The organism is Sphingomonas sp. 28-62-20 (assembly GCF_002281505.1).
Window position 1 is genome coordinate 203,693 of sequence record NZ_NCGH01000001.1, and the last position, 18,307, is coordinate 221,999.

Consider the following 18,307-nt stretch of genomic DNA (forward strand, 5'->3'; position numbering starts at 1 on the left):
GCCCGGCGATCGCCTAAAGCTGGACGAGTTGGCCCAGGCCAAAGCGCGCGAGCGCCGGTCCAAGCGCCCGCGCCGAGTCGTCGAGTCGGGTAAAGACCGCGACGCCATCGCCCGTCAGCTCGGGCCACGCCTGTCCCTCGGTGAGCGCAGCGATCCGTCGCGCGATCCCGGCGCTGCCGTCGATAAAGCCGATCGGGTGCGGCGCGGCAGCGACGAGATCGGCCTCGACCAGGGGGAAATGAGTGCACGCCAGCACCACGGTATCGATCCGGTCGCCGCCGGGCTGATCGAGCAAGCCGTGGAGTGCAGCAGTGAAACGGGCGGGGTCGACCGCCTCGCCGCGCAACCGCGCCTCGGCTGCCTCGACCAGATCGGCCGAGCCGTGGCGGATGATCAGGCAGTCCTGTCCGAATTCAGCGGCGAGATTGTCGACATAGGCCTGGCGCACCGTCGCCTGCGTGCCGAGCACGCCGATCGCGCGCGTGCGGCTGGCACGTGCCGCCGGCTTGATCGCTGGCACCGTCCCGACGATCGGCAGATCGAGCGCCGCCCGCACCGACCCAAGGGCGATCGTCGATGCGGTGTTGCATGCGATCACGATCAGTCGCGGCTGATAGCGTTCGGCAAGTCGCCCGAGCAGCGCCGGCACCCGCGCGGCGATTTCCGCCTCGCTGCGCGTTCCGTAGGGAAATCCCGCCGAATCGGCGGCATACACGATCGGCGCGCGGGGCAGGAGCGCGCGGGCAGCCGCGAGCACCGAGAGCCCGCCGACGCCCGAATCGAAAAACAGGAGCGGTCGATTGTCCATGCGACGTGCTTAGCCAATGCCGTCGTGCTGGCAACGCCCGCCGAAATGAGCGAGATTGTTGCGCCCCCGGCGCGGGCGACTATTCTGGCGCCACTGCAGAGGATTTGCGATTTGCCCATCGACCCCAACTTGATCGCTGCCTTGGCCGCCATGCTGCTTGGTTATCTGCTCGGGTCGATCCCGTTCGGCGTCCTCCTGACGCGGGCTGCAGGCGCGGGCGATCTGCGCCAGATCGGCTCGGGCAATATCGGTGCCACCAACGTGCTGCGCACCGGGCGCAAGGGGCTCGCCGCCGCCACGCTTCTGCTCGATGCCGCCAAGGGCTGGGCCGCCGTGGTGCTCGCCGAGCGGCTCTGGCCCGGTACCATGCTGGGGACGTCGATCGGGGTACTTGCGGCCGCCGCCGCCTTTATCGGGCATTGCTACCCGGTCTGGCTGGGATTCAAGGGCGGCAAGGGCGTCGCGATCCTGATGGGAATCGTCCTCGCGCTGCACCCGCCGAGCGCGCTCGTCTATGCGGCCGTGTGGCTCGTGCTGCTCGCTGGGCTGCGCATTTCCTCGGTTGCCGGAATCGGGGCCGCGATCAGCGCCCCAGTCGCCGTCGCCTGTTTTGGCCGCTTCAATCTCGTCCTGCTGCTGCTCGGGCTGAGTGCGATCGTGCTGTGGAAACACCGTGCCAATATCGATCGGCTGATGAAGGGGGCCGAACCACGCATCGGCGCCAGCCATGGCTGAAGACGCGGCAGCGCGTCTTCGACTGATCCGGTCGGCCAATATCGGCCCGGTGACGTACCGTCAGCTGATCGCGCGATTCGGCGATGCAGCGGGGGCCGCCGCGGCGATCCCGATGCTCGCCGCGCGGGGCGGCGGGCGTCCGCCCGATCTCGCCGATCCCCGCCTGATCGCCGATGAAATGGCGACGACGGCGCGCCTGGGCGCGACCTATCTCTTCATCGACGACGCCGATTATCCCCCCTTGCTCGCCGCGCTCGACAACGCCCCGCCGGCGCTGATCGTGCGCGGCAACCGGTCGTTGCTGCGCCGGCCAGCGGTGGCGATCGTCGGCGCGCGCAACGCATCGGCGGCGGCGTGCCGCTTTGCCCGCCAGCTCGGCCATGATCTAGCGGGGGACGAGTGCGCCGTGGTCTCCGGACTCGCTCGGGGCATCGATACCGCCGCGCATGTCGGCGCGCTGTCGGGCGGCACGATCGCGGTGATCGCCAGCGGCATCGACATCGCCTTCCCGCCCGAAAATGCCGAGCTTCAGGAAAAAATTGCGCGTGAAGGCCTGCTGATCGCCGAGCAACCGCCGGGCACCGAGCCGCGCGCGCGCCACTTTCCCTATCGCAACCGGATCATCGCCGGGCTTGCGCTCGGGACGGTGGTGGTCGAGGCGGCGCCCAAATCGGGCTCGCTGATCACCGCGCGGCTGGCGGCTGAGGCGGGCCGCGAAGTGATGGCCGTTCCGGGAAGCCCGGCAGATCCGCGCGCGCAGGGCTGCAATCTGCTGATCCGCGAGGGCGCCACGCTCGTGCAAAACGCCGCTGATATCCTCGAACAGATCCGGCCTCTCGATCCGCGCATGGTGCGTTCGCCGGGCAATATCTTTGCAGGCGCCCCGCCCGACGACGCAAGCGAATCGGATCGGCTGACGATCGTCGGGCTGCTCGGGCCGGTGCCCGTCGCGGTGGACGAACTCGTCCGGCAATCGGGGTTGATGTCGGCGATCGTTCAGACGGTCCTGCTCGAATTGGAACTCGCCGGGCGGCTGGAGCGCCATGCCGGCGGTCGCGTGAGCATGGCCTGAGCTACATTTTTTCCTTGACGCCCGCCCGGATCAGCCACCAGTTCGTCGGATAGGCGGTGGCGAAGCCGCCCAGCATCGCCAGCTGCATCAGAAACCAGAATTCGGGCGTATTGACCTCGGCGATGCCGCCATAAGCCGGGGCGAACCACAGAAACTGGCCGATCGCCATCACGCCGTACATGCCGATCTGCCACGAACCGATCGACAGGAAATCGGCCTTTGCCGCTTCGACGATCCCCTCGCCAGGCGACAATCCCCGCATCGGCGCGATCGTGAAATACTGAAAGGCAACGCCGATCGCAAAGGCGACGATGTAATCGGGAATCCAAACCGCGATCATTTTTTCTTCGGTCCAGTGACGCCAGCCGAACGCCACCGCGAGCCCGGGCCACGCGAACGCCGCCCATTCGACGATCAGATCGCCGAGCGTGCAGCCGGCGCCGCAATGCGAGGCCGCTTTGGCAACGGCGATAGGCATCGGCGTTTCGTCGGGCGGCTTGCCGCGGTTGCGGCCGAACGCATAATATAAGCCCAGCCAGATCACGCTGCCGAACAGCGCCGTGATCGGCCAGACCAACGCCATGATCGGCATCTTCGGGGGGAATCGCCGCACGTCCAGCGTTATGGCGACGGCGCAGCCAGCGGCGATGACGAGCGACGCGATCGCAACGATATGCAGCCATAAGGGAAACGCAGCCATGGCCGACCAACGGCCGGCATCGCTTGCGGTTTCCGATCCACGCACTAGTTGCGCTTGACGCCCGCCGCTGGAGCCGCATCCTCGCGCGTACACGTAAGGAATTCGATCACCCCATGCAGCTTGTCATCGTCGAATCGCCCGCCAAGGCGAAGACCATCGAGAAATATCTGGGCTCGGACTACCGCGTGCTGGCCAGTTACGGCCATGTCCGCGACCTGCCGCCCAAGGACGGATCGGTCGATCCCGACCATGAATTCGCGATGACCTGGGAAAATTACGCCGACAAGGCCAAGCAGCTGAAGGCGATCACCGATCTGGCCAAGACCGCCGACCGGCTGATCCTCGCGACCGATCCCGATCGCGAGGGCGAGGCGATTTCGTGGCACGTGCAGGAAGTGCTGCGCGCCAAGAAGGCGCTGCCCAAGGACGTCCAGCGCGTCACCTTCAACGCCATCACCAAGGCGACGGTGACCGAAGCGATGCAGCACCCGCGCGAGCTCGATACCGATCTGATCGATGCCTATCGGGCACGCCGCGCGCTCGATTATCTCGTCGGGTTCACGCTGTCGCCGGTGCTGTGGCGCAAGCTGCCCGGCGCGAAATCGGCGGGGCGGGTCCAGTCGGTGGCGCTGCGGCTGATCGTCGAGCGCGAGCGTGAGATCGATGTGTTCCGGCCGCAGGAATATTGGTCGGTCACGGCCGACATGGAGCATGACGGCACGCCGTTCACCGCGCGGCTGACCAGATGGCGCGGCGACAAGATCGACCGGCTGACGATCGGCAGGGAAGGCGACGCGATGGCCGCCAAGGCCGATGTCGAGGAAGGGAGATTCTCGGTCGCGAGCGTCGAGACCAAGCCCGCGACGCGCAATCCGCCGCCGCCCTTTACAACCTCGACGCTGCAGCAGGAGGCGGCCCGCAAGCTCGGCTTTTCCGCCGATCACACGATGCGGATCGCGCAAAATCTGTACGAGGACGGCGCGATCACCTATATGCGCACCGACGGCGTGCAGATGGATTCGAGCGCGATTTCCGCCGCGCGCCTCGCCGTCGCGAACCGCTATGACGCGAGCTATGTCCCCGACAAGCCGCGCCAGTACCAGACCAAGGCGAAGAATGCGCAGGAAGCGCATGAGGCGATCCGACCGACCGATTTCGGTAAGGACAAGACTGGGTCAGGCGATCATGCCCGGCTTTACGAGCTGATCTGGAAGCGCGCGCTCGCCAGCCAGATGGCGTCGGCCCGGATGGAGCGTACGACGATCGAACTGACCGACGGCAGCGGCCTGCATGGCCTGCGCGCGACCGGGCAGGTCGTGCTCTTCCCCGGCTATCTTGCGCTCTACGAAGAGGGTTCAGACGATACGGCGGATGAGGAAGCCCGCCGCCTGCCGCGGCTGCGCGAGGGCGATGCGCCCGCCAAGAAGGCGGTCAACGCCGAGCAGCATTTCACCCAGCCGCCGCCGCGCTTTTCGGAAGCTTCGCTGGTCAAGCGTCTCGAAGAACTCGGCATCGGTCGCCCCTCCACCTATGCGTCGATCATCAAGACGCTGAAGGACCGCGCCTATGTCCGCGTCGAGAAGAACCGCTTCTTCGCCGAGGAGAGCGGGCGGCTGGTGACGGCCTTCCTCGAGCGCTTTTTCGAGAAATATGTCGGCTATGATTTCACCGCCGGCCTGGAGGACGAGCTCGACGAGGTGTCGGGCGGCCGCGCGCAGTGGCAGGCGGTGCTCGATGCCTTCTGGAAGGATTTCAAGCCACGCACCACCGAGGTGATGGACTTCAAGCCCTCCGAAGTGACGGCGGAGCTCGACACCTTCCTCGAACCCTATCTGTTTCCGGCGAAGGAAGACGGCAGCGATCCGCGCCTCTGCCCCAATTGCCATGTCGGGCGGCTCGCGCTGCGCGGGGGAAAATTCGGCGCGTTCGTTGCCTGCTCGAATTACCCCGAATGCAAATATACCCGCCGCTTCGCCCAGCCCGGCGGCGGCGAAGGCGACGATACCGGGCCCGAAGTGCTCGGCACCGACCCCGAGACCGGGCTTGAGGTGTCGCGGCGTTCGGGCCGGTTCGGGCCCTATGTCCAGCTGGGAGAGGGCAAGGACGCCAAGCGTGGCTCGATCCCAAAGGATCTGCCGGGCGAGCTCGATCTCGAATGGGCCTTGAAGTTGATCAGCCTGCCGCGCACGATCGGCATGCACCCCGAAACCGGCGCGCCGATCACGGCGTCGATCGGACGCTATGGACCCTATCTGGCGCATAACGGCAAATATGGGCGGCTGACTTCAACCGCCGAGGTGTTCGAAACCGGCATGAACGCGGCGGTGGTAAAGCTGGCCGAGGCAGCGGCAGGCGGCGGCCGCCCGCAGCGCGGCGCACAGGCGCCGCTCAAGGTGCTGGGCGCGCATCCGCGCACCGAGCTTGAAATCAAGCTGATGGAGGGGCGCTACGGTCCTTACGTCACCGACGGCACCACCAATGCGACGATCCCAAAGACGGTCGACAAGGACCAACTGACGCTGGAGGAAGCCGCGCAACTGATCGACGCGCGCGCGGCGGCGGTACCGGCGAAAAAGGGCAAGACGCCAGTGAAGAAGGCGGCAGCGAAGAAGGCCCCGGCGAAGAAGGCCCCAGCGAGGAAGGAAGGTGCGAAGAAGGCCCCCGCAAAGAAGCCGGCGACGAAGGGCTGAGGTTAGCTAAACCCCTCCTGTTAAGGGGGAGGGGCTTGCGCACAGCTCCCACGGCCCGGGCACGCTGTCCGTATGACTTCCCGGCCCCTGCCCCACCCCCGTGCAGCCGGGCAGACCACACCGTTCTACCGGCCGAGAATCGGCCCCAGCACCGTCGCGACCAGCCACAAGGCCAGCCCGAGCAGGATCAGCAGCGTGCCGACAATGCCGATCGAGCGGGCGGGTCCGGGCGGCCCGGGTGGGTTGAACAGACCGATCGCATTGAGCATGCGGCAGACGACGAAGCCGCCCGCCAGTCCTGCCAATAGCGTGAAATTGACGCCGCTCGCTTCGAGCATGGCGATAAGGGTGATGCCGATCGGCATATATTCGGCCAGATTGCCGTGCGCGCGGATCGCCGACGTCAGGTCCTGATGGCCGTGGTCGCCAAAGGCGGCGCTGTATTTCATCTGCAACCGGATCGTGTTGATCGCCAGCCCGACCAGCAGGATGGCAAGCGCCGACGCGGTCAGCGCGGTGATGATCAGATGCATGGCGGCTCCCGTTGGCTCGGAAGCGAAACTATGCGCTTTGCGTGCGACCGTAAATCAGCCGGGCCGACTCAGGCCGCGCGGCGGCTCGTCGCCTGCAGGAAAGCGCGCGCGGCGCGCTGCGCCTCGGCGATTTCGCGTGCGGTCATGTCCTCGGCGATGTCGGCGCGGCATTGCTGCGCTGCTTCGCTGCCGCTGACCGCGGCCAGGTTGAACCATTTATGTGCCTCGATCAGGTCGATGCCGATCCCGGCAGCTCCGGTCGAATAGACGATGCCCAGATCGTAACAGGCGTTGAAATCGCCGCGCGCGGCATCGGCGATCCGGCTTTCGATCAGGAACGTTGCGCTCTTCAGGCTGTTCGCCATTTTCGCCACTCCTCATGATGCCCCATTGGCACCCCGGTTTGTGACGAATCACGGTCAACAAATAGTTAACCACGTTCACCGTATTTGTCCGGTTCAGGGTTAGCCCGGATCGGCAGCCGCCACGGCGATATTGTCGATCAGCCGCGTGCCCGCGATCCGGGCGGCGGCAAGCAATCGGCGCGGGCGAGTCGGTTCGGGCAACGGCATCAGCGTCTCGGCATCGACCAGTTCGACATAGTCGACGCTGTCGAACCCGGCGCTGAGCAACGTTTCGCGCGCGCTGGCCAATGTCTGCGCCACATCGCCGCCCTGGCCGATCAGCCGTGCCGCGACGCCCAGCGCCCGTGGCAGCGCAACCGCCCGGGCGCGATCCTCGGGCGCGAGATAGGCGTTGCGCGACGATAGCGCGAGGCCGTCGTCATCGCGCTGGGTCGGCACGCCGACGATCTCGATGGCGAAATCGAGATCGGCGACCATCTGGCGGATGACGACCAGCTGCTGGAAATCCTTCTCGCCGAACAGGGCGACATCGGGGCGAATCTGGTTGAACAATTTGGCGACCACCGTCGCCACGCCGTCGAAATGTCCGGGCCGCGCGGCGCCGTCGAGCGGCTCGCTCACCCGGGCGACGGATACCGTCGTCGCAAAGCCGTCGGGATAGATATCCTCGACGCCGGGCAACCACAGCACGGCGCAGCCAGCCTCGGCGAGCATGCGCGCATCGGCCGACTCGCGGCGCGGATAGCGGCCGAGATCTTCGTTCGCCCCGAACTGCTTGGGGTTCACGAAGATCGAGGCGACGACCTTGTCGGCGACCAGCTTGGCCTGCTCGATCAACGCGATGTGGCCAGCATGGAGCGCGCCCATGGTGGGGACGAGGGCGATGCGGGCGCCGGCGGCGCGATAGGAAGCGACGGTTTCCCGAAGCGGGACGATCTGACGGATGGTTTGCACGCGCAACAGGCCTTCGATAAGGACGGGGCGGGCCTTCTATGGGGGGCGGATCAAACGATCAACAAGGGAAGTGAGCGGCTTGTCCAGCAATCCGGGAAAAGCGCATGTGATCGTGTTCGCCAACGAAAAGGGCGGCACCGGCAAATCGACCACGGCGGTGCATGTCGCGATCGCCCTGGCGGCGCGCGGATCGCGGGTCAGCGCCTATGATCTCGATCATCGCCAGCGCACTTTGGGCCGCTATCTCGACAATCGCACCGAAACGATCAAGCGAATCGGTCGCGATCTGCCAATGCCGCGTTTTCTGACGCATGATGGCGACAGCCTCCCGCGCTTCACCGAGCAGCTCGATGCGTTGACCGAGGATGCCGATTTTCTGGTGATCGACACGCCGGGTCGCGACGATCGCTTCGCGCGGATGGCAGCGCAGCGCGCTGACACGCTCGTCACGCCGATGAACGATAGTTTCGTCGATTTCGATCTGATCGGCCAGGTCGATCCGATCACCTACAAGGTCACCCGACCGAGCTTTTATGCCGAGCTGATCTGGGAGGCGCGCAAGGCGCGGGCAAAGGCCGATGGCGCGACGATCGACTGGGTGGTGCTGCGCAACCGGCTCCAGCATATCGAGGCGCGCAACATGCGCCGCGTCTCGGATGCGCTCGACCAGCTCGCCAAGCGGGTGGGTTTCCGGATCATCCCCGGGCTTGGCGAACGCGTGATCTATCGCGAGCTCTTCCCCAAGGGGCTGACCATGATCGATTCGCGCGATTTCGGCGAGATGGGGCTCGCCCATGTTGCCGCCAGACAGGAATTGCGCGAGATGATGTCGGCGCTGGGCTTGCCCGAGCCCGCGCTGCCTTTGTTCGCATGATCGTCAAGCTGCTCGTCGGGTTGCTCGTCGTCTATGTCGGCTGGCTGGCCTGGCGCGGTCCTGCGAAGCGCCGGCCTCGATCGGTGCCGCCGCGTGCCCCCGATGCCGAGCTCGCCGCCGCGCGCAACCTGTTGGGGGTAGCGGCAGACGCCAGCGACGCCGAAATACGCGCCGCCTATCGCCGGATTGCCGCCGCTGTCCATCCCGATCGCGGCGGCTCGGCCGAGCTTGCCCGCCGGGTCAATGCAGCCCGCGATACGCTGCTCAAGCGTGGCCCCGATCGCGCCGCCTGAGCGTTGTTCCCATCCGTTACCCAGCCGTTTCCAGGAGCTAGATACCCATGTCGCACCAGTTCGATCGCAGCTCGCTTCGCGAATATGATATTCGCGGCATCGTCGGCAAAACGCTTGGCCCAGCCGATGCCGTGGCGATCGGGCGCGGCTTCGCGACGCGGATCAGGCGCGCGGGTGGTACGCGCGTCGCGGTCGGTTACGACGGGCGGCACAGCTCGCCCGCGCTGGAGGCAGCATTGATCGAAGGGTTGACCGCCTCGGGCGTCGATGTCGTGCGGATCGGGATGGGGCCGACGCCGATGCTCTATTATGCCGAGGCGACGCTCGAAGTGGATGGTGGCATCCAGATAACCGGCAGCCACAATCCCGCCGAATATAATGGCTTCAAGATGGTGCTGCAGCACCTGCCCTTCTATGGCGCGGACATCCAGGATCTCGCGAAGCTGGCGAGCGAGGGCGATTGGGAAACCGGCGAGGGGCAAGTCACCCAGGCCGATATCGTCGACAATTATGTCGGCCGGCTCGTCGCGGGTTATGCCGGCGGCGCCTATCGGATCGGTTGGGACGCCGGCAATGGCGCCTCGGGCCCGGTGATCGAGAAGCTCACCAAGCTGCTGCCGGGTGAGCATCACCTGCTGTTCACCGACGTTGACGGCGATTTTCCGAACCATCATCCCGACCCGACCGAAGAAAAAAATCTCGCCGATCTGAAGGCGCTGGTCGCCGAAAAGCAGCTCGATTTCGGACTGGCTTTCGATGGTGACGGGGACAGGATCGGCGCGATCGACGGCGAGGGCCGGGTGATCTGGGGCGATCAGATACTCTCCATTCTGGCGGTTCCCGTGCTGCGCGAACTGCCCGGTGCCACCATCATCGCCGACGTGAAGGCCTCGCAGATGCTGTTCGACCGAATCACCGAGCTGGGCGGTGTCCCGCTGATGTGGAAGACCGGGCACAGCCTGATCAAGACCAAGATGAAAGAAACCCATGCCCCGCTCGCCGGCGAGATGAGCGGGCACATCTTCTTCGCACATGACTTCTACGGCTTCGATGACGCGCAATATGCTGCGGTCCGATTGATTCGCGCGGTCCACATGATCGGCAAGACGATGACCGAGATCAGGGGCGCGATGCCCGACTTCGTCAACACGCCCGAAATGCGGTTTCAGGTCGACGAGAGCCGCAAATTCGCGGTGGTCGATGAAGTCCTCGACCGGCTCGAGGCCGAAGGCGCCGACGTCAATCGTACCGATGGCGCGCGCGTGAGCACGCCTGACGGCTGGTGGCTGCTGCGCGCCTCAAATACGCAAGACGTGCTGGTCGCCCGGGCTGAAGCGCGCGACCAGGCCGGGCTCGATCGGCTGATGGCGATGATCGACGCGCAATTGGCGGCGAGCGGGCTGCAGCGCGGGGCCCAGGCCAGTCATTGAATAGTGAAGCGGCGCGCCTCGATAAAAGCGTGTCAGGGCCGCTGCTTGACTACCCAGTTACGCTTGCCGAGCCGTTGCATCGGCACGCCGCAATAGCTGCAGACGCTTTCATAATGATCGGCGCCATCTGGCTTGCGCGCACGCTTGTTCGAACGTTCATGCTTGCCCCTCAGGCAGTTCAGCCGCCCTGCGATCCACTTTATCACGCGTTTTGAATCCATTCTATTCTGGGCCGACGCCGTTGCGCGCAGCCTCTTCATCTCCCGCACGCGGCCTATAGCCACTATTTGATAGGGATTGAAAGTGGCTGGCATTCCAGCTGCTAAAGCGCCACCTAGCGGTCATGGCCAATCCAAGCATCATCCGCGTGATCGATCTCGAAACCACGGGCCAGTCGCCGCCGGCGCACGGCGTGTGCGAAGTGGGCTGGCAGGATGTGGCGCTCGGCGATGATGGCCGCTGGGCATTGATGGGCGAGGGCGGCAGCTTTCTGGTCAATCCCGGGTGCCCGATCCCGCCGATCACGCAGGCGATCCACCATATCCTCGACGAGGAGGTGGCCGATGCACCGATGTGGCAGGATTGCGCCCGGCCCGTCCTCGATCCCTATCCGCGGCGCCTCGCGCTCGCGGCACACCGCGCCGATTTCGAAGCGAAATTCTGCTCGCCCGCAATGACGCGGGGCGCCGACTGGATCTGCACGTGGAAGTGCGCTTTGCGGCTCTGGCCCGATTGCCCGAGCTTTTCGAACCAGGTGCTGCGTTATTGGCGACGGCCGGAGGGCATCGAGCACCAGCGTGGGCTTCCCGCCCACCGCGCCTTTCCCGACGCCTATGTGACGGCGTTCCACTTGCGCGACATGCTCAACGAGGCAAGCGTCGCCCAGCTGATCGAATGGTCGAGACTGCCGGGCCTGTTGCCGCGCGTCCGCAACGGGCCTGATCGCGGCAAGGACTGGCGGGAACTCGAAGAGGAGACGCTGGCCATGTTCGCCGCCGATCGCGACCCCGACGTGCGCTATACCGCACTGAGCGAACAGGCGCGCCGACGCGGCGGCGGCGAGATCGGACGGCAGAGTTTGCAAGGCGCGCTGCTGTAGCCGGCGGTCCGGCCCCGCCCGCCCCGGCAATTGCTCGCGCTGATCGAGGCCTTACTGCAGCGGCTTGCGGAACTTCAGCATGAACTGATCGGTGTGGCCGCGCACCGCCGGATCGAACACATTCTTACTGTGGTCGTCTTCCGAGTTGGCGAGCGCGTTGCTTTCGCCCGCCAGCACGAATCCCGCCTTGAGCACTTCAGCCTTGACGGCGGCCGGATCGATCCGGTGCTTGGTCTCAGTGCCCGACAGGCCCGTCTCCGGGGCATCGGCATGATCGATCACGACATAGGTGCCGCCGGGCTTGAGCGCGTCGAAAACCCCCTTGTTGAGCAAATCGATTCCGGCCTCGCCGACGCCCTTGTTGGGGATGTCGTGATAATTCTGCACGGTCAGCACGATATCGACCGGGGTCGGCGCAGCGACCCTGTTGGTCGGCAACACTTCGGCAGTCATATTGGCGAGACCAAGCGCCCGCAGCGCCGGCAACGGCTTCTCGGCATATTTGGCGCCGCCGGCGGGCCACAGCGCGTAGACATGGCCGGTCGGCCCGACGACGCCCGACAGGATCCGCGTCCAATAGCCCTGGCCGGGCAGGAAATCGATTACGGTAGAGCCGGGGCCGGCGCCGGTGAAGGCGATCACCTCGGCGGCATGGCGGCGGGCATCGTCTCCCGCCTGATCGGCGCGCCCGGGTGCCGCGAGTGCCGCAGCCACTTGCGCCGGGCTCGCCGGATGCTTGCCGTCATGGGCGATCGCCACGGTCGCCAGGGCGACCAGCGCGATCGGCGCGATAGCTTTCAGTGCCTTCATCTTCGTTCTCCCAAGATCAGACGTCGAGATTGGCGACGCTCAGCGCATTGTCTTGAATGAATTCGCGGCGTGGCTCGACGACGTCGCCCATCAGCCGGGTGAAGATCTCGTCGGCAACGTCAGCCTGTTCGACTTCGACGCGCAGCATCGAGCGGTTCTGCGGATCGAGCGTGGTTTCCCAGAGCTGGTCTGCGTTCATCTCGCCCAGGCCCTTGTAGCGCTGGATGGCGAGCCCCTTGCGACCCGCCGCGAGGATCGCATCGAGCAACTGGCTGGGGCGGGCGACCATCGTCTCGCCCTTGCCGATCGTCACGGGGGCGTCATCATCCTCATCGGCTGCCGCGTCGGCCTCAGCCTGTGCGGTCGCTGCCGCCTTGGTCGAGACCAGCTTGGCGGTTTGTGCGAATGCATCGCCCTGCTCGACAGCGAGCGCATGCAGCTTGCGTGCTTCGGCCGAACCGAGGAACGCGGCTTCGATGATGTGGTGATCGGTCACGCCGCGCCAGACACGCTTGAAATGAATGCTGCCCTCTTCGGTCAGGCTGGCCGACCAGCGCGCATCGGCATCGGCCGCGTCGAGCCCGGTGACGGCGGTCGCCAGCAACGCCGCACGACCGTCGGTACCGAGCGACGGATCGAGCACCCCGCCCATCGCCAGCGCCTCCACGATCGTCGGATCATAGCGGCGGGGTACATAACGCATCAGCGTCCGCATCCGCCGAGCGTGATCGACCAGACTACGCAGATCGGCGCCTGACCGCGCGCCGCCCGCACCTTCGAGCACCGACAGCGCGACGCCGTTCTCGACGAGATACTCGTCGAGCGCGTTGTCGTCCTTCAGATAGACTTCGGATCGCCCGCGCGTCGCCTTGTAGAGCGGTGGCTGGGCGATGAAGAGGTGCCCCTGGGTGATGATCTCGGGCATCTGCCGGTAGAAGAAGGTCAGCAGCAACGTGCGGATATGCGCGCCGTCCACATCCGCGTCGGTCATGATCACGATCTTGTGATAGCGCAGCTTTTCGACGTTGAAATCGTCGCGGCCGATGCCGGTGCCCATCGCCTGGATGAGCGTGCCGATCTCGCGGCTCGACAGCATCCTGTCGAACCGCGCGCGTTCGACGTTGAGGATCTTGCCGCGCAACGGGAGGATCGCCTGGAAATGGCGATCACGGCCCTGCTTGGCCGAGCCGCCAGCCGAATCGCCCTCGACCAGGAAGAGTTCGGACTTGGCGGGGTCGCGCTCCTGGCAGTCGGCGAGCTTGCCGGGCAGCGAGGCGATGTCCATCACGCCCTTGCGTCGGGTCAGCTCGCGCGCCTTCTTCGCGGCCTCGCGCGCGGCGGCGGCATCGATCACCTTGCCGACGATCGCCCGGCCATGCGCGGGATTCTCTTCGAGCCACTCGGCCAGCTTGTCGGCCATCAGGCTTTCGAGCGGCTGGCGCACCTCGGAGGAGACCAGCTTGTCCTTGGTCTGCGAGGAGAATTTCGGGTCGGGCAGCTTCACCGAGACGATCGCGGTCAATCCTTCGCGCATGTCGTCGCCGGTCAGCGTGACCTTTTCCTTCTTCAGCAGCCCCGATTTCTCGGCGTAATTGTTGATCGTGCGGGTCAGCGCTGCGCGGAACGCGGCGAGATGCGTGCCGCCGTCGCGCTGCGGAATGTTGTTGGTGAAGGCGAGGACGTTCTCGTAGTAAGAATCGTTCCATTCGAGCGCGACGTCGATCGTGACGTCGTCGCGGGTGCCGTTGATCGCGACGGGCTCCGGCATCAGCGGCACCTTGTTGCGATCGAGATATTTTACGAACGCCGCGATCCCGCCCTCATAATAAAGCTCGACGGTCTTGACGTCCTCATGCCGCGCATCGCTCAGGAACAGCCGCACCCCCGAATTGAGGAAGGCGAGCTCGCGGTAGCGATGTTCGAGCTTGTCGAAATCGAATTCGGTGATCTTGAAGGTGGCAGGGCTCGGGAAGAAGGTGACGCGGGTGCCTTTCTTGCCGGGCGCGGGGCCAACCACCTTCAGCGGGGCGACCGCGTCGCCGAACGCGAAGCGCATATAATGCTCGGTCTCGTCGCGCCAGATCGTCAGGTCGAGCCATTCGCTCAGCGCATTGACCACAGACACGCCGACGCCGTGCAATCCGCCCGACACCTTATAAGCATTGTCGTTCGAAGTGTTCTCGAACTTCCCGCCCGCGTGGAGCTGGGTCATGATCACCTCGGCGGCGGACACGCCTTCCTCGGTGTGGATACCCGTCGGAATCCCGCGGCCATTGTCGGTCACCGAGACCGATCCGTCGGGGTTGAGGACGATGTCGATCCGGTCGCAATGCCCGGCAAGCGCCTCGTCGATCGCGTTGTCGCTGACCTCGAACACCATGTGGTGTAGACCGGAACCATCATCGGTATCGCCGATATACATGCCGGGTCGTTTGCGGACCGCATCGAGGCCCTTGAGCACCTTGATCGAATCGGCGCCATAGTCGTTGGTATTGGGGTCTTCTGCCATGGCAAGCATATAGGGTCGGTGCCGGCGAAACGGAAGCAAAATGGCATCGATCGCGCGACCCCGGTTGCAGATGATTAGATATCGAAGTATCTGATGCGATATCTAATCAATTGAGGTCCGCCATGCCGCTTTCGAGACGGTCGATCATCCTCGGTGCTGGGGGCGGCATCGGCCTGGCTCTGGTCGGGGCGGGAGCCGCATGGCGGGTGATGCGCACGCCAACCACGGCGATCGCGCCGTGGCGGATCGACCCGCGTCCGGGCGCCGACCCGCGCCTTGCCGCTTTGCGCTATGCGATCCTCGCCCCCAATCCCCATAATCGCCAGCCGTGGCTGATCCATCTGATCGACAGCGATCGCGTCGCGCTGACCTGCGACCTCGCCAAGCGTCTGCCCGAGACCGATCCGTTCGACCGGCAGGTCACCATCGGCTTTGGCACCTTTATGGAGCTGGCGCGGATCGCGGCGGCCGAGCGTGGCTATGCGCTCGATGTCACGCCTTTCCCCGAGGGCGATCCTCAGCCCCGGCTCGACGCGCGACCGATCGCGCTGCTGCGCTTTCACCGCGACGCGTCGGTCCGCCGCGATCCGCTGTTCGCGGCGATCGTTCGGCGCCACACCAATCGCAACATCTATGATCCGACCCCGCCGACGGCCAGGCAGCTGGCGCTTGTCGGCCAGGATGAGGCGAAGACCAGCGCGGACCCCGACTTCCTCGCCGGCCTACGCCGCCTCACCGTTGGCGCGATGACGACCGAAACGCTCAACCACCGCGTCTTCATGGAAAGCGTTGACGTCATGCGGATCGGCGCCGCCGAAATGGACGCGACGCCTGATGGGCTGCCCGTCGGCGGGCCGCTGATCGAGGCGATGCACGCGATCGGCCTGCTCGACCAAGCGAGCTTGGCTGATCCATCGTCGATGGGCTTCAAAGCGGGGCTCAAAATGGTGCAGGACCAGTGCGGCTCGGTGCCGGCGATCGTCTGGATCGCGACGCCGGGCAACAGCCGCGCCGAGCAGCTCGAGGTCGGGCGCCGCTATGTCCGCGCGACGCTGCGCGCGGCCGCGCTCGGGCTGGAGATCTGCCCGATGAGTCAGGCGCTGCAGGAATATCCCGAGATGGCCGATGATTTCGCGCGCATCCATGCGCTATTCGGGTTGAGCGGGGCGCAGCGGTTGCAGATGCTCGCGCGGATCGGTACCGCCGCACCGGTCTTGCCCGCCCCGCGCTGGCCGCTGGACCATCATCTCGTATGAACGCCCCGTATCGGGACCCGATCGGGTTCGAATTGTTCAACGAGATCGGCATCATCGACCAGCTCGGCGGTACCCTGCTGGCGCGCGCGCTGACACCGGGGATGACTCGTGCGCAGTTCGCGGTGCTCAACCATTTCGTCCGGCTCGGCCATCGTGAACGCTCGCCCGCGCAGCTCGCCAATGCCTTTCAGGTCACCCGCCCGACGATGACGAGCACGCTCGGCCGGCTCGCGCGCGGAGGACTCGTCGCGATTCGCGACGATCCCGCCGATGGCCGCGCCAAGCTGGTATCGCTCACCGATCGGGGGCGCGCCGCGCGCGACGCCGCGATGGCCGCCGTCGCGCCGTTGATGCCGATCATCGGCGCTATCCTCAGCGACGCCGAGATCGAGGCGGTGCTGCCGACGCTGCGCCGCTTGCGCATCGCGCTAGACGCGCTGCGTGACCCGCCCGCAAGCGACTTCGAAGCGGGAAGCAGCGCTCTCGATCCCCTCGAATAGCCCGGGCTCGGTTCCCGTCATCCATACCTGGCCGATCCCCGCCAGCCGATCGAACAGCGCCGCCCGCCGCATCGGATCGAGATGAGCGGCGACCTCGTCCAGCAGCAGCACCGGCGCCGTGCCCCGGCGGGCCGCGACCAGATCGGCATGCGCGAGCACGATCCCGAGCAACAACGCCTTTTGCTCGCCGGTCGAGCACAGCGCGGCGGGCTGGCGCTTGCCGAGATGGGTGACGCCCAGATCGGTCCGGTGCGGCCCAGCCAGCGTCCGCCCGGCGGCGGCATCGCGACGGCGCCCGTTCGCGAGATCGGCAGCGAGCGTGTCGCCGGCCCCGGTCCAGCCTTCGAGCACCAGCCCCGCGCGCGCAAAAACACCTTGGGGATGGTCGGCGAGCGAAGCGCCGAGCGCGCCGACGGTCGCTGCCCGTGCGGCATCGATCGCCGCGCCATGCTCGGCCATTTGCGCTTCGAGCGCGCCCAGCCAGTCGGCATCGGTGGGCCCCTCTTCGCCGAGCAGGCGGTTGCGCGCGCGCATCGCGGCTTCGTAGCGATTGGCATGGACGGCATGGCCGGGGCTGAGCGCCAAGGTCAGCCTGTCGAGGAAGCGCCGCCGCTCGCCGGCAGGTTCGGTGAACAGCCGGTCCATCGCGGGGGTCAGCCACAAGACCGTCAGCCAATCGGCCAGCGCGGTCGCAGCGGTCGGCGCGCCCTGGACCCGGACGATCCGGCGCTCGGGCGCGCTCGGCTGGGTGCCGGTCGCGAGGTCGGTCGCGTCGGCGAGCCGCGCCGCCACGCCGAAGCCGCCGCTCCCCCCATGTCGCGCCATCGCCGCCAGCGCCGCGCGGCGCAGACCCCGGCCGGGCGCGAGCAGCGACACCGCCTCGAGGATATTGGTCTTGCCCGCGCCATTATCCCCGGTCAGCACGACGAAGCCGGGGCCTGGCTGGATCGTCAGATCGGCATGGTTGCGGAAATCGGTCAGGACGAGGCGGCCAAGCATTGCTGCTGCCTTAGCGCAACTCCGCCGCTGTCGCGCAACTTTCGCACCCGCGTGCTTGGTGGAACCATCGCTCGCCCCGGCCGCTTGGGGCATGCCCTGATGGAGATAGCCGATGCGCCTGCCCCTGATCCCCCCCGCCGACCTCACCCCCGAGCAGCAAGCGCTCTACGCCGATATGAAGGCGGGTATTTCGAGAAACTTTAGCGATTTCAAGACGGTCCGGGAGGATGGTGCGCTAATGGGCCCTTGGAACCCTTGGCTGCACGAGCCCGCCATCGGTAAGGCGGTGTGGGACCTGACCAAGGCGATGACCGCGCAGGCGAGTCTGCCCGATCCGGCGCGCCAGATCGCGATTCTGGTCACGGGGGCGCATTTCGATGCGGCCTATGAACTTTACGCGCATATCGCCGTCGCCGAGCGCGAGGGAATGCCGGCGCAGCGCCTCTCCGAACTCTGCGCCAATGTGAAGCCCCATGATCTCCCCCACGAACAGGGCGTCGCCTATGACGTCGCCTTCGCGCTGGTGAATGGCGGGGTGCTGCCCGAACCCTGCTACCGGCTCGCCGTAGAGACGTTCGGCCAGCGCGGCGCGAACGAGCTCATCTATCTCGTCGGGCTTTACGCACTGGTGTCGATGACGCTCAACGGCTTCAACGTGCCGGTGCCCGAGCGCGACTAGC

19 protein-coding genes are annotated in these 18,307 nt (G+C 66.2%); 10 read left to right on the forward strand and 9 right to left on the reverse strand.

The window, feature by feature from the left end:
- Nucleotides 1–13: 13 nt before the first annotated feature.
- Nucleotides 14–808, reverse strand: coding sequence for a glutamate racemase (gene murI, locus B7Y43_RS00975; RefSeq protein ID WP_374129737.1), 795 nt, complete (start codon nt 806–808; stop codon nt 14–16).
- Nucleotides 809–958: 150 nt separating this feature from the next.
- Here murI and plsY point away from each other — a divergent pair, with 150 nt between their 5' ends.
- Both plsY and dprA read left to right on the forward strand, forming a co-directional pair.
- The gene (gene plsY, locus B7Y43_RS00980) at nt 959–1,543 is read left to right on the forward strand and encodes a glycerol-3-phosphate 1-O-acyltransferase PlsY (RefSeq protein ID WP_374129799.1); all 585 of its coding nucleotides are present in this window, start codon (nt 959–961) and stop codon (nt 1,541–1,543) included.
- Complete coding sequence (gene dprA, locus B7Y43_RS00985) at nt 1,536–2,615, forward strand: DNA-processing protein DprA (protein WP_374129738.1); 1,080 nt, start codon at nt 1,536–1,538, stop codon at nt 2,613–2,615. Before plsY ends, dprA begins: the two co-directional genes overlap by 8 nt.
- 1 nt (nt 2,616) lies before the next feature.
- Here dprA and B7Y43_RS00990 read toward each other — a convergent pair whose 3' ends face one another.
- Complete coding sequence (locus tag B7Y43_RS00990; protein ID WP_374129739.1) at nt 2,617–3,315, reverse strand: DUF4396 domain-containing protein; 699 nt, start codon at nt 3,313–3,315, stop codon at nt 2,617–2,619.
- Between the two features lie 113 nt (nt 3,316–3,428).
- Between B7Y43_RS00990 and topA the strand changes: the two genes are divergently transcribed.
- Nucleotides 3,429–6,005, forward strand: a complete 2,577-nt coding sequence (gene topA / locus B7Y43_RS00995; RefSeq protein ID WP_374129740.1) for a type I DNA topoisomerase — start codon at nt 3,429–3,431, stop codon at nt 6,003–6,005.
- Between the two features lie 125 nt (nt 6,006–6,130).
- Here topA and B7Y43_RS01000 read toward each other — a convergent pair whose 3' ends face one another.
- The 3 genes from B7Y43_RS01000 to panC form a co-directional block, all read right to left on the reverse strand.
- Nucleotides 6,131–6,538, reverse strand: coding sequence for an MAPEG family protein (locus B7Y43_RS01000; RefSeq protein ID WP_374129741.1), 408 nt, complete (start codon nt 6,536–6,538; stop codon nt 6,131–6,133).
- 68 nt (nt 6,539–6,606) lie between these two features.
- Nucleotides 6,607–6,903, reverse strand: a complete 297-nt coding sequence (locus B7Y43_RS01005) for a hypothetical protein (RefSeq protein WP_374129742.1) — start codon at nt 6,901–6,903, stop codon at nt 6,607–6,609.
- Between the two features lie 99 nt (nt 6,904–7,002).
- Nucleotides 7,003–7,857, reverse strand: a complete 855-nt coding sequence (panC, locus tag B7Y43_RS01010; protein WP_374129743.1) for a pantoate--beta-alanine ligase — start codon at nt 7,855–7,857, stop codon at nt 7,003–7,005.
- A gap of 79 nt (nt 7,858–7,936) precedes the next feature.
- Between panC and B7Y43_RS01015 the strand changes: the two genes are divergently transcribed.
- Genes B7Y43_RS01015 through pgmG form a run of 3 tightly spaced genes read left to right on the forward strand, consistent with a single transcriptional unit; the run spans nt 7,937 to nt 10,454 of the window.
- Nucleotides 7,937–8,731 (forward strand): division plane positioning ATPase MipZ, encoded by a 795-nt coding sequence (locus B7Y43_RS01015; RefSeq protein ID WP_374129744.1) that lies wholly within the window; start codon nt 7,937–7,939, stop codon nt 8,729–8,731.
- A complete protein-coding gene (locus B7Y43_RS01020; RefSeq protein ID WP_374129745.1) occupies nt 8,728–9,024 on the forward strand; it encodes a DnaJ domain-containing protein in 297 nt (98 codons plus the stop codon). The genes B7Y43_RS01015 and B7Y43_RS01020 overlap by 4 nt, the downstream gene beginning before the upstream one ends.
- A 47-nt stretch (nt 9,025–9,071) precedes the next feature.
- Nucleotides 9,072–10,454 (forward strand): phosphomannomutase/phosphoglucomutase, encoded by a 1,383-nt coding sequence (gene pgmG / locus B7Y43_RS01025; RefSeq protein ID WP_374129746.1) that lies wholly within the window; start codon nt 9,072–9,074, stop codon nt 10,452–10,454.
- A gap of 32 nt (nt 10,455–10,486) precedes the next feature.
- On the opposite strand, the gene B7Y43_RS01030 is transcribed toward pgmG, so the two are convergent.
- Nucleotides 10,487–10,660, reverse strand: coding sequence for a hypothetical protein (locus B7Y43_RS01030; protein ID WP_374129747.1), 174 nt, complete (start codon nt 10,658–10,660; stop codon nt 10,487–10,489).
- Between the two features lie 137 nt (nt 10,661–10,797).
- Between B7Y43_RS01030 and B7Y43_RS01035 the strand changes: the two genes are divergently transcribed.
- Complete coding sequence (locus tag B7Y43_RS01035; RefSeq protein ID WP_374129748.1) at nt 10,798–11,553, forward strand: exonuclease domain-containing protein; 756 nt, start codon at nt 10,798–10,800, stop codon at nt 11,551–11,553.
- A gap of 51 nt (nt 11,554–11,604) precedes the next feature.
- Here the strand turns inward: B7Y43_RS01035 and B7Y43_RS01040 are convergent, their stop codons facing one another.
- The gene (locus tag B7Y43_RS01040; RefSeq protein WP_374129749.1) at nt 11,605–12,363 is read right to left on the reverse strand and encodes a class I SAM-dependent methyltransferase; all 759 of its coding nucleotides are present in this window, start codon (nt 12,361–12,363) and stop codon (nt 11,605–11,607) included.
- A 16-nt stretch (nt 12,364–12,379) separates the two neighbouring features.
- On the reverse strand, nt 12,380–14,872 hold the full coding sequence (gene gyrB, locus B7Y43_RS01045; RefSeq protein WP_374129750.1) for a DNA gyrase subunit B: 2,493 nt from the start codon (nt 14,870–14,872) through the stop codon (nt 12,380–12,382).
- A 122-nt stretch (nt 14,873–14,994) separates the two neighbouring features.
- On the opposite strand from gyrB, the gene B7Y43_RS01050 reads away from it, so the two are divergent.
- Together B7Y43_RS01050 and B7Y43_RS01055 are read left to right on the forward strand one after the other, a co-directional pair.
- Complete coding sequence (locus B7Y43_RS01050) at nt 14,995–16,128, forward strand: hypothetical protein (protein ID WP_374129751.1); 1,134 nt, start codon at nt 14,995–14,997, stop codon at nt 16,126–16,128.
- Nucleotides 16,125–16,628, forward strand: coding sequence for a MarR family winged helix-turn-helix transcriptional regulator (locus tag B7Y43_RS01055; RefSeq protein WP_374129752.1), 504 nt, complete (start codon nt 16,125–16,127; stop codon nt 16,626–16,628). The genes B7Y43_RS01050 and B7Y43_RS01055 overlap by 4 nt, the downstream gene beginning before the upstream one ends.
- On the opposite strand, the gene recF is transcribed toward B7Y43_RS01055, so the two are convergent.
- Entirely contained in the window at nt 16,557–17,627 is a 1,071-nt protein-coding gene (recF, locus tag B7Y43_RS01060; protein ID WP_374129753.1) for a DNA replication/repair protein RecF, read from the reverse strand. The genes B7Y43_RS01055 and recF overlap by 72 nt on opposite strands.
- 112 nt (nt 17,628–17,739) lie before the next feature.
- Here recF and B7Y43_RS01065 point away from each other — a divergent pair, with 112 nt between their 5' ends.
- A complete protein-coding gene (locus tag B7Y43_RS01065) occupies nt 17,740–18,306 on the forward strand; it encodes a carboxymuconolactone decarboxylase family protein (RefSeq protein ID WP_374129754.1) in 567 nt (188 codons plus the stop codon).
- The last annotated feature ends 1 nt before the right edge of the window (nt 18,307 follow it).

Bases quoted from the DNA above. Each gene is read 5' to 3' on its own strand.
- B7Y43_RS01020 (WP_374129745.1), top strand. From the start codon at position 8,728: ATGATCGTCAAGCTGCTCGTCGGGTTGCTCGTCGTCTATGTCGGCTGG.
- B7Y43_RS00990 (WP_374129739.1), bottom strand. From the start codon at position 3,315: ATGGCTGCGTTTCCCTTATGGCTGCATATCGTTGCGATCGCGTCGCTC.
- gyrB (WP_374129750.1), bottom strand. From the start codon at position 14,872: ATGGCAGAAGACCCCAATACCAACGACTATGGCGCCGATTCGATCAAG.
- B7Y43_RS01050 (WP_374129751.1), top strand. From the start codon at position 14,995: ATGCCGCTTTCGAGACGGTCGATCATCCTCGGTGCTGGGGGCGGCATC.
- plsY (WP_374129799.1), top strand. From the start codon at position 959: ATGCTGCTTGGTTATCTGCTCGGGTCGATCCCGTTCGGCGTCCTCCTG.
- B7Y43_RS01035 (WP_374129748.1), top strand. From the start codon at position 10,798: ATGGCCAATCCAAGCATCATCCGCGTGATCGATCTCGAAACCACGGGC.
- dprA (WP_374129738.1), top strand. From the start codon at position 1,536: ATGGCTGAAGACGCGGCAGCGCGTCTTCGACTGATCCGGTCGGCCAAT.
- B7Y43_RS01005 (WP_374129742.1), bottom strand. From the start codon at position 6,903: ATGGCGAACAGCCTGAAGAGCGCAACGTTCCTGATCGAAAGCCGGATC.
- recF (WP_374129753.1), bottom strand. From the start codon at position 17,627: ATGCTTGGCCGCCTCGTCCTGACCGATTTCCGCAACCATGCCGATCTG.
- B7Y43_RS01065 (WP_374129754.1), top strand. From the start codon at position 17,740: ATGCGCCTGCCCCTGATCCCCCCCGCCGACCTCACCCCCGAGCAGCAA.
- B7Y43_RS01000 (WP_374129741.1), bottom strand. From the start codon at position 6,538: ATGCATCTGATCATCACCGCGCTGACCGCGTCGGCGCTTGCCATCCTG.
- B7Y43_RS01040 (WP_374129749.1), bottom strand. From the start codon at position 12,363: ATGAAGGCACTGAAAGCTATCGCGCCGATCGCGCTGGTCGCCCTGGCG.
- pgmG (WP_374129746.1), top strand. From the start codon at position 9,072: ATGTCGCACCAGTTCGATCGCAGCTCGCTTCGCGAATATGATATTCGC.
- B7Y43_RS01055 (WP_374129752.1), top strand. From the start codon at position 16,125: ATGAACGCCCCGTATCGGGACCCGATCGGGTTCGAATTGTTCAACGAG.
- murI (WP_374129737.1), bottom strand. From the start codon at position 808: ATGGACAATCGACCGCTCCTGTTTTTCGATTCGGGCGTCGGCGGGCTC.
- topA (WP_374129740.1), top strand. From the start codon at position 3,429: ATGCAGCTTGTCATCGTCGAATCGCCCGCCAAGGCGAAGACCATCGAG.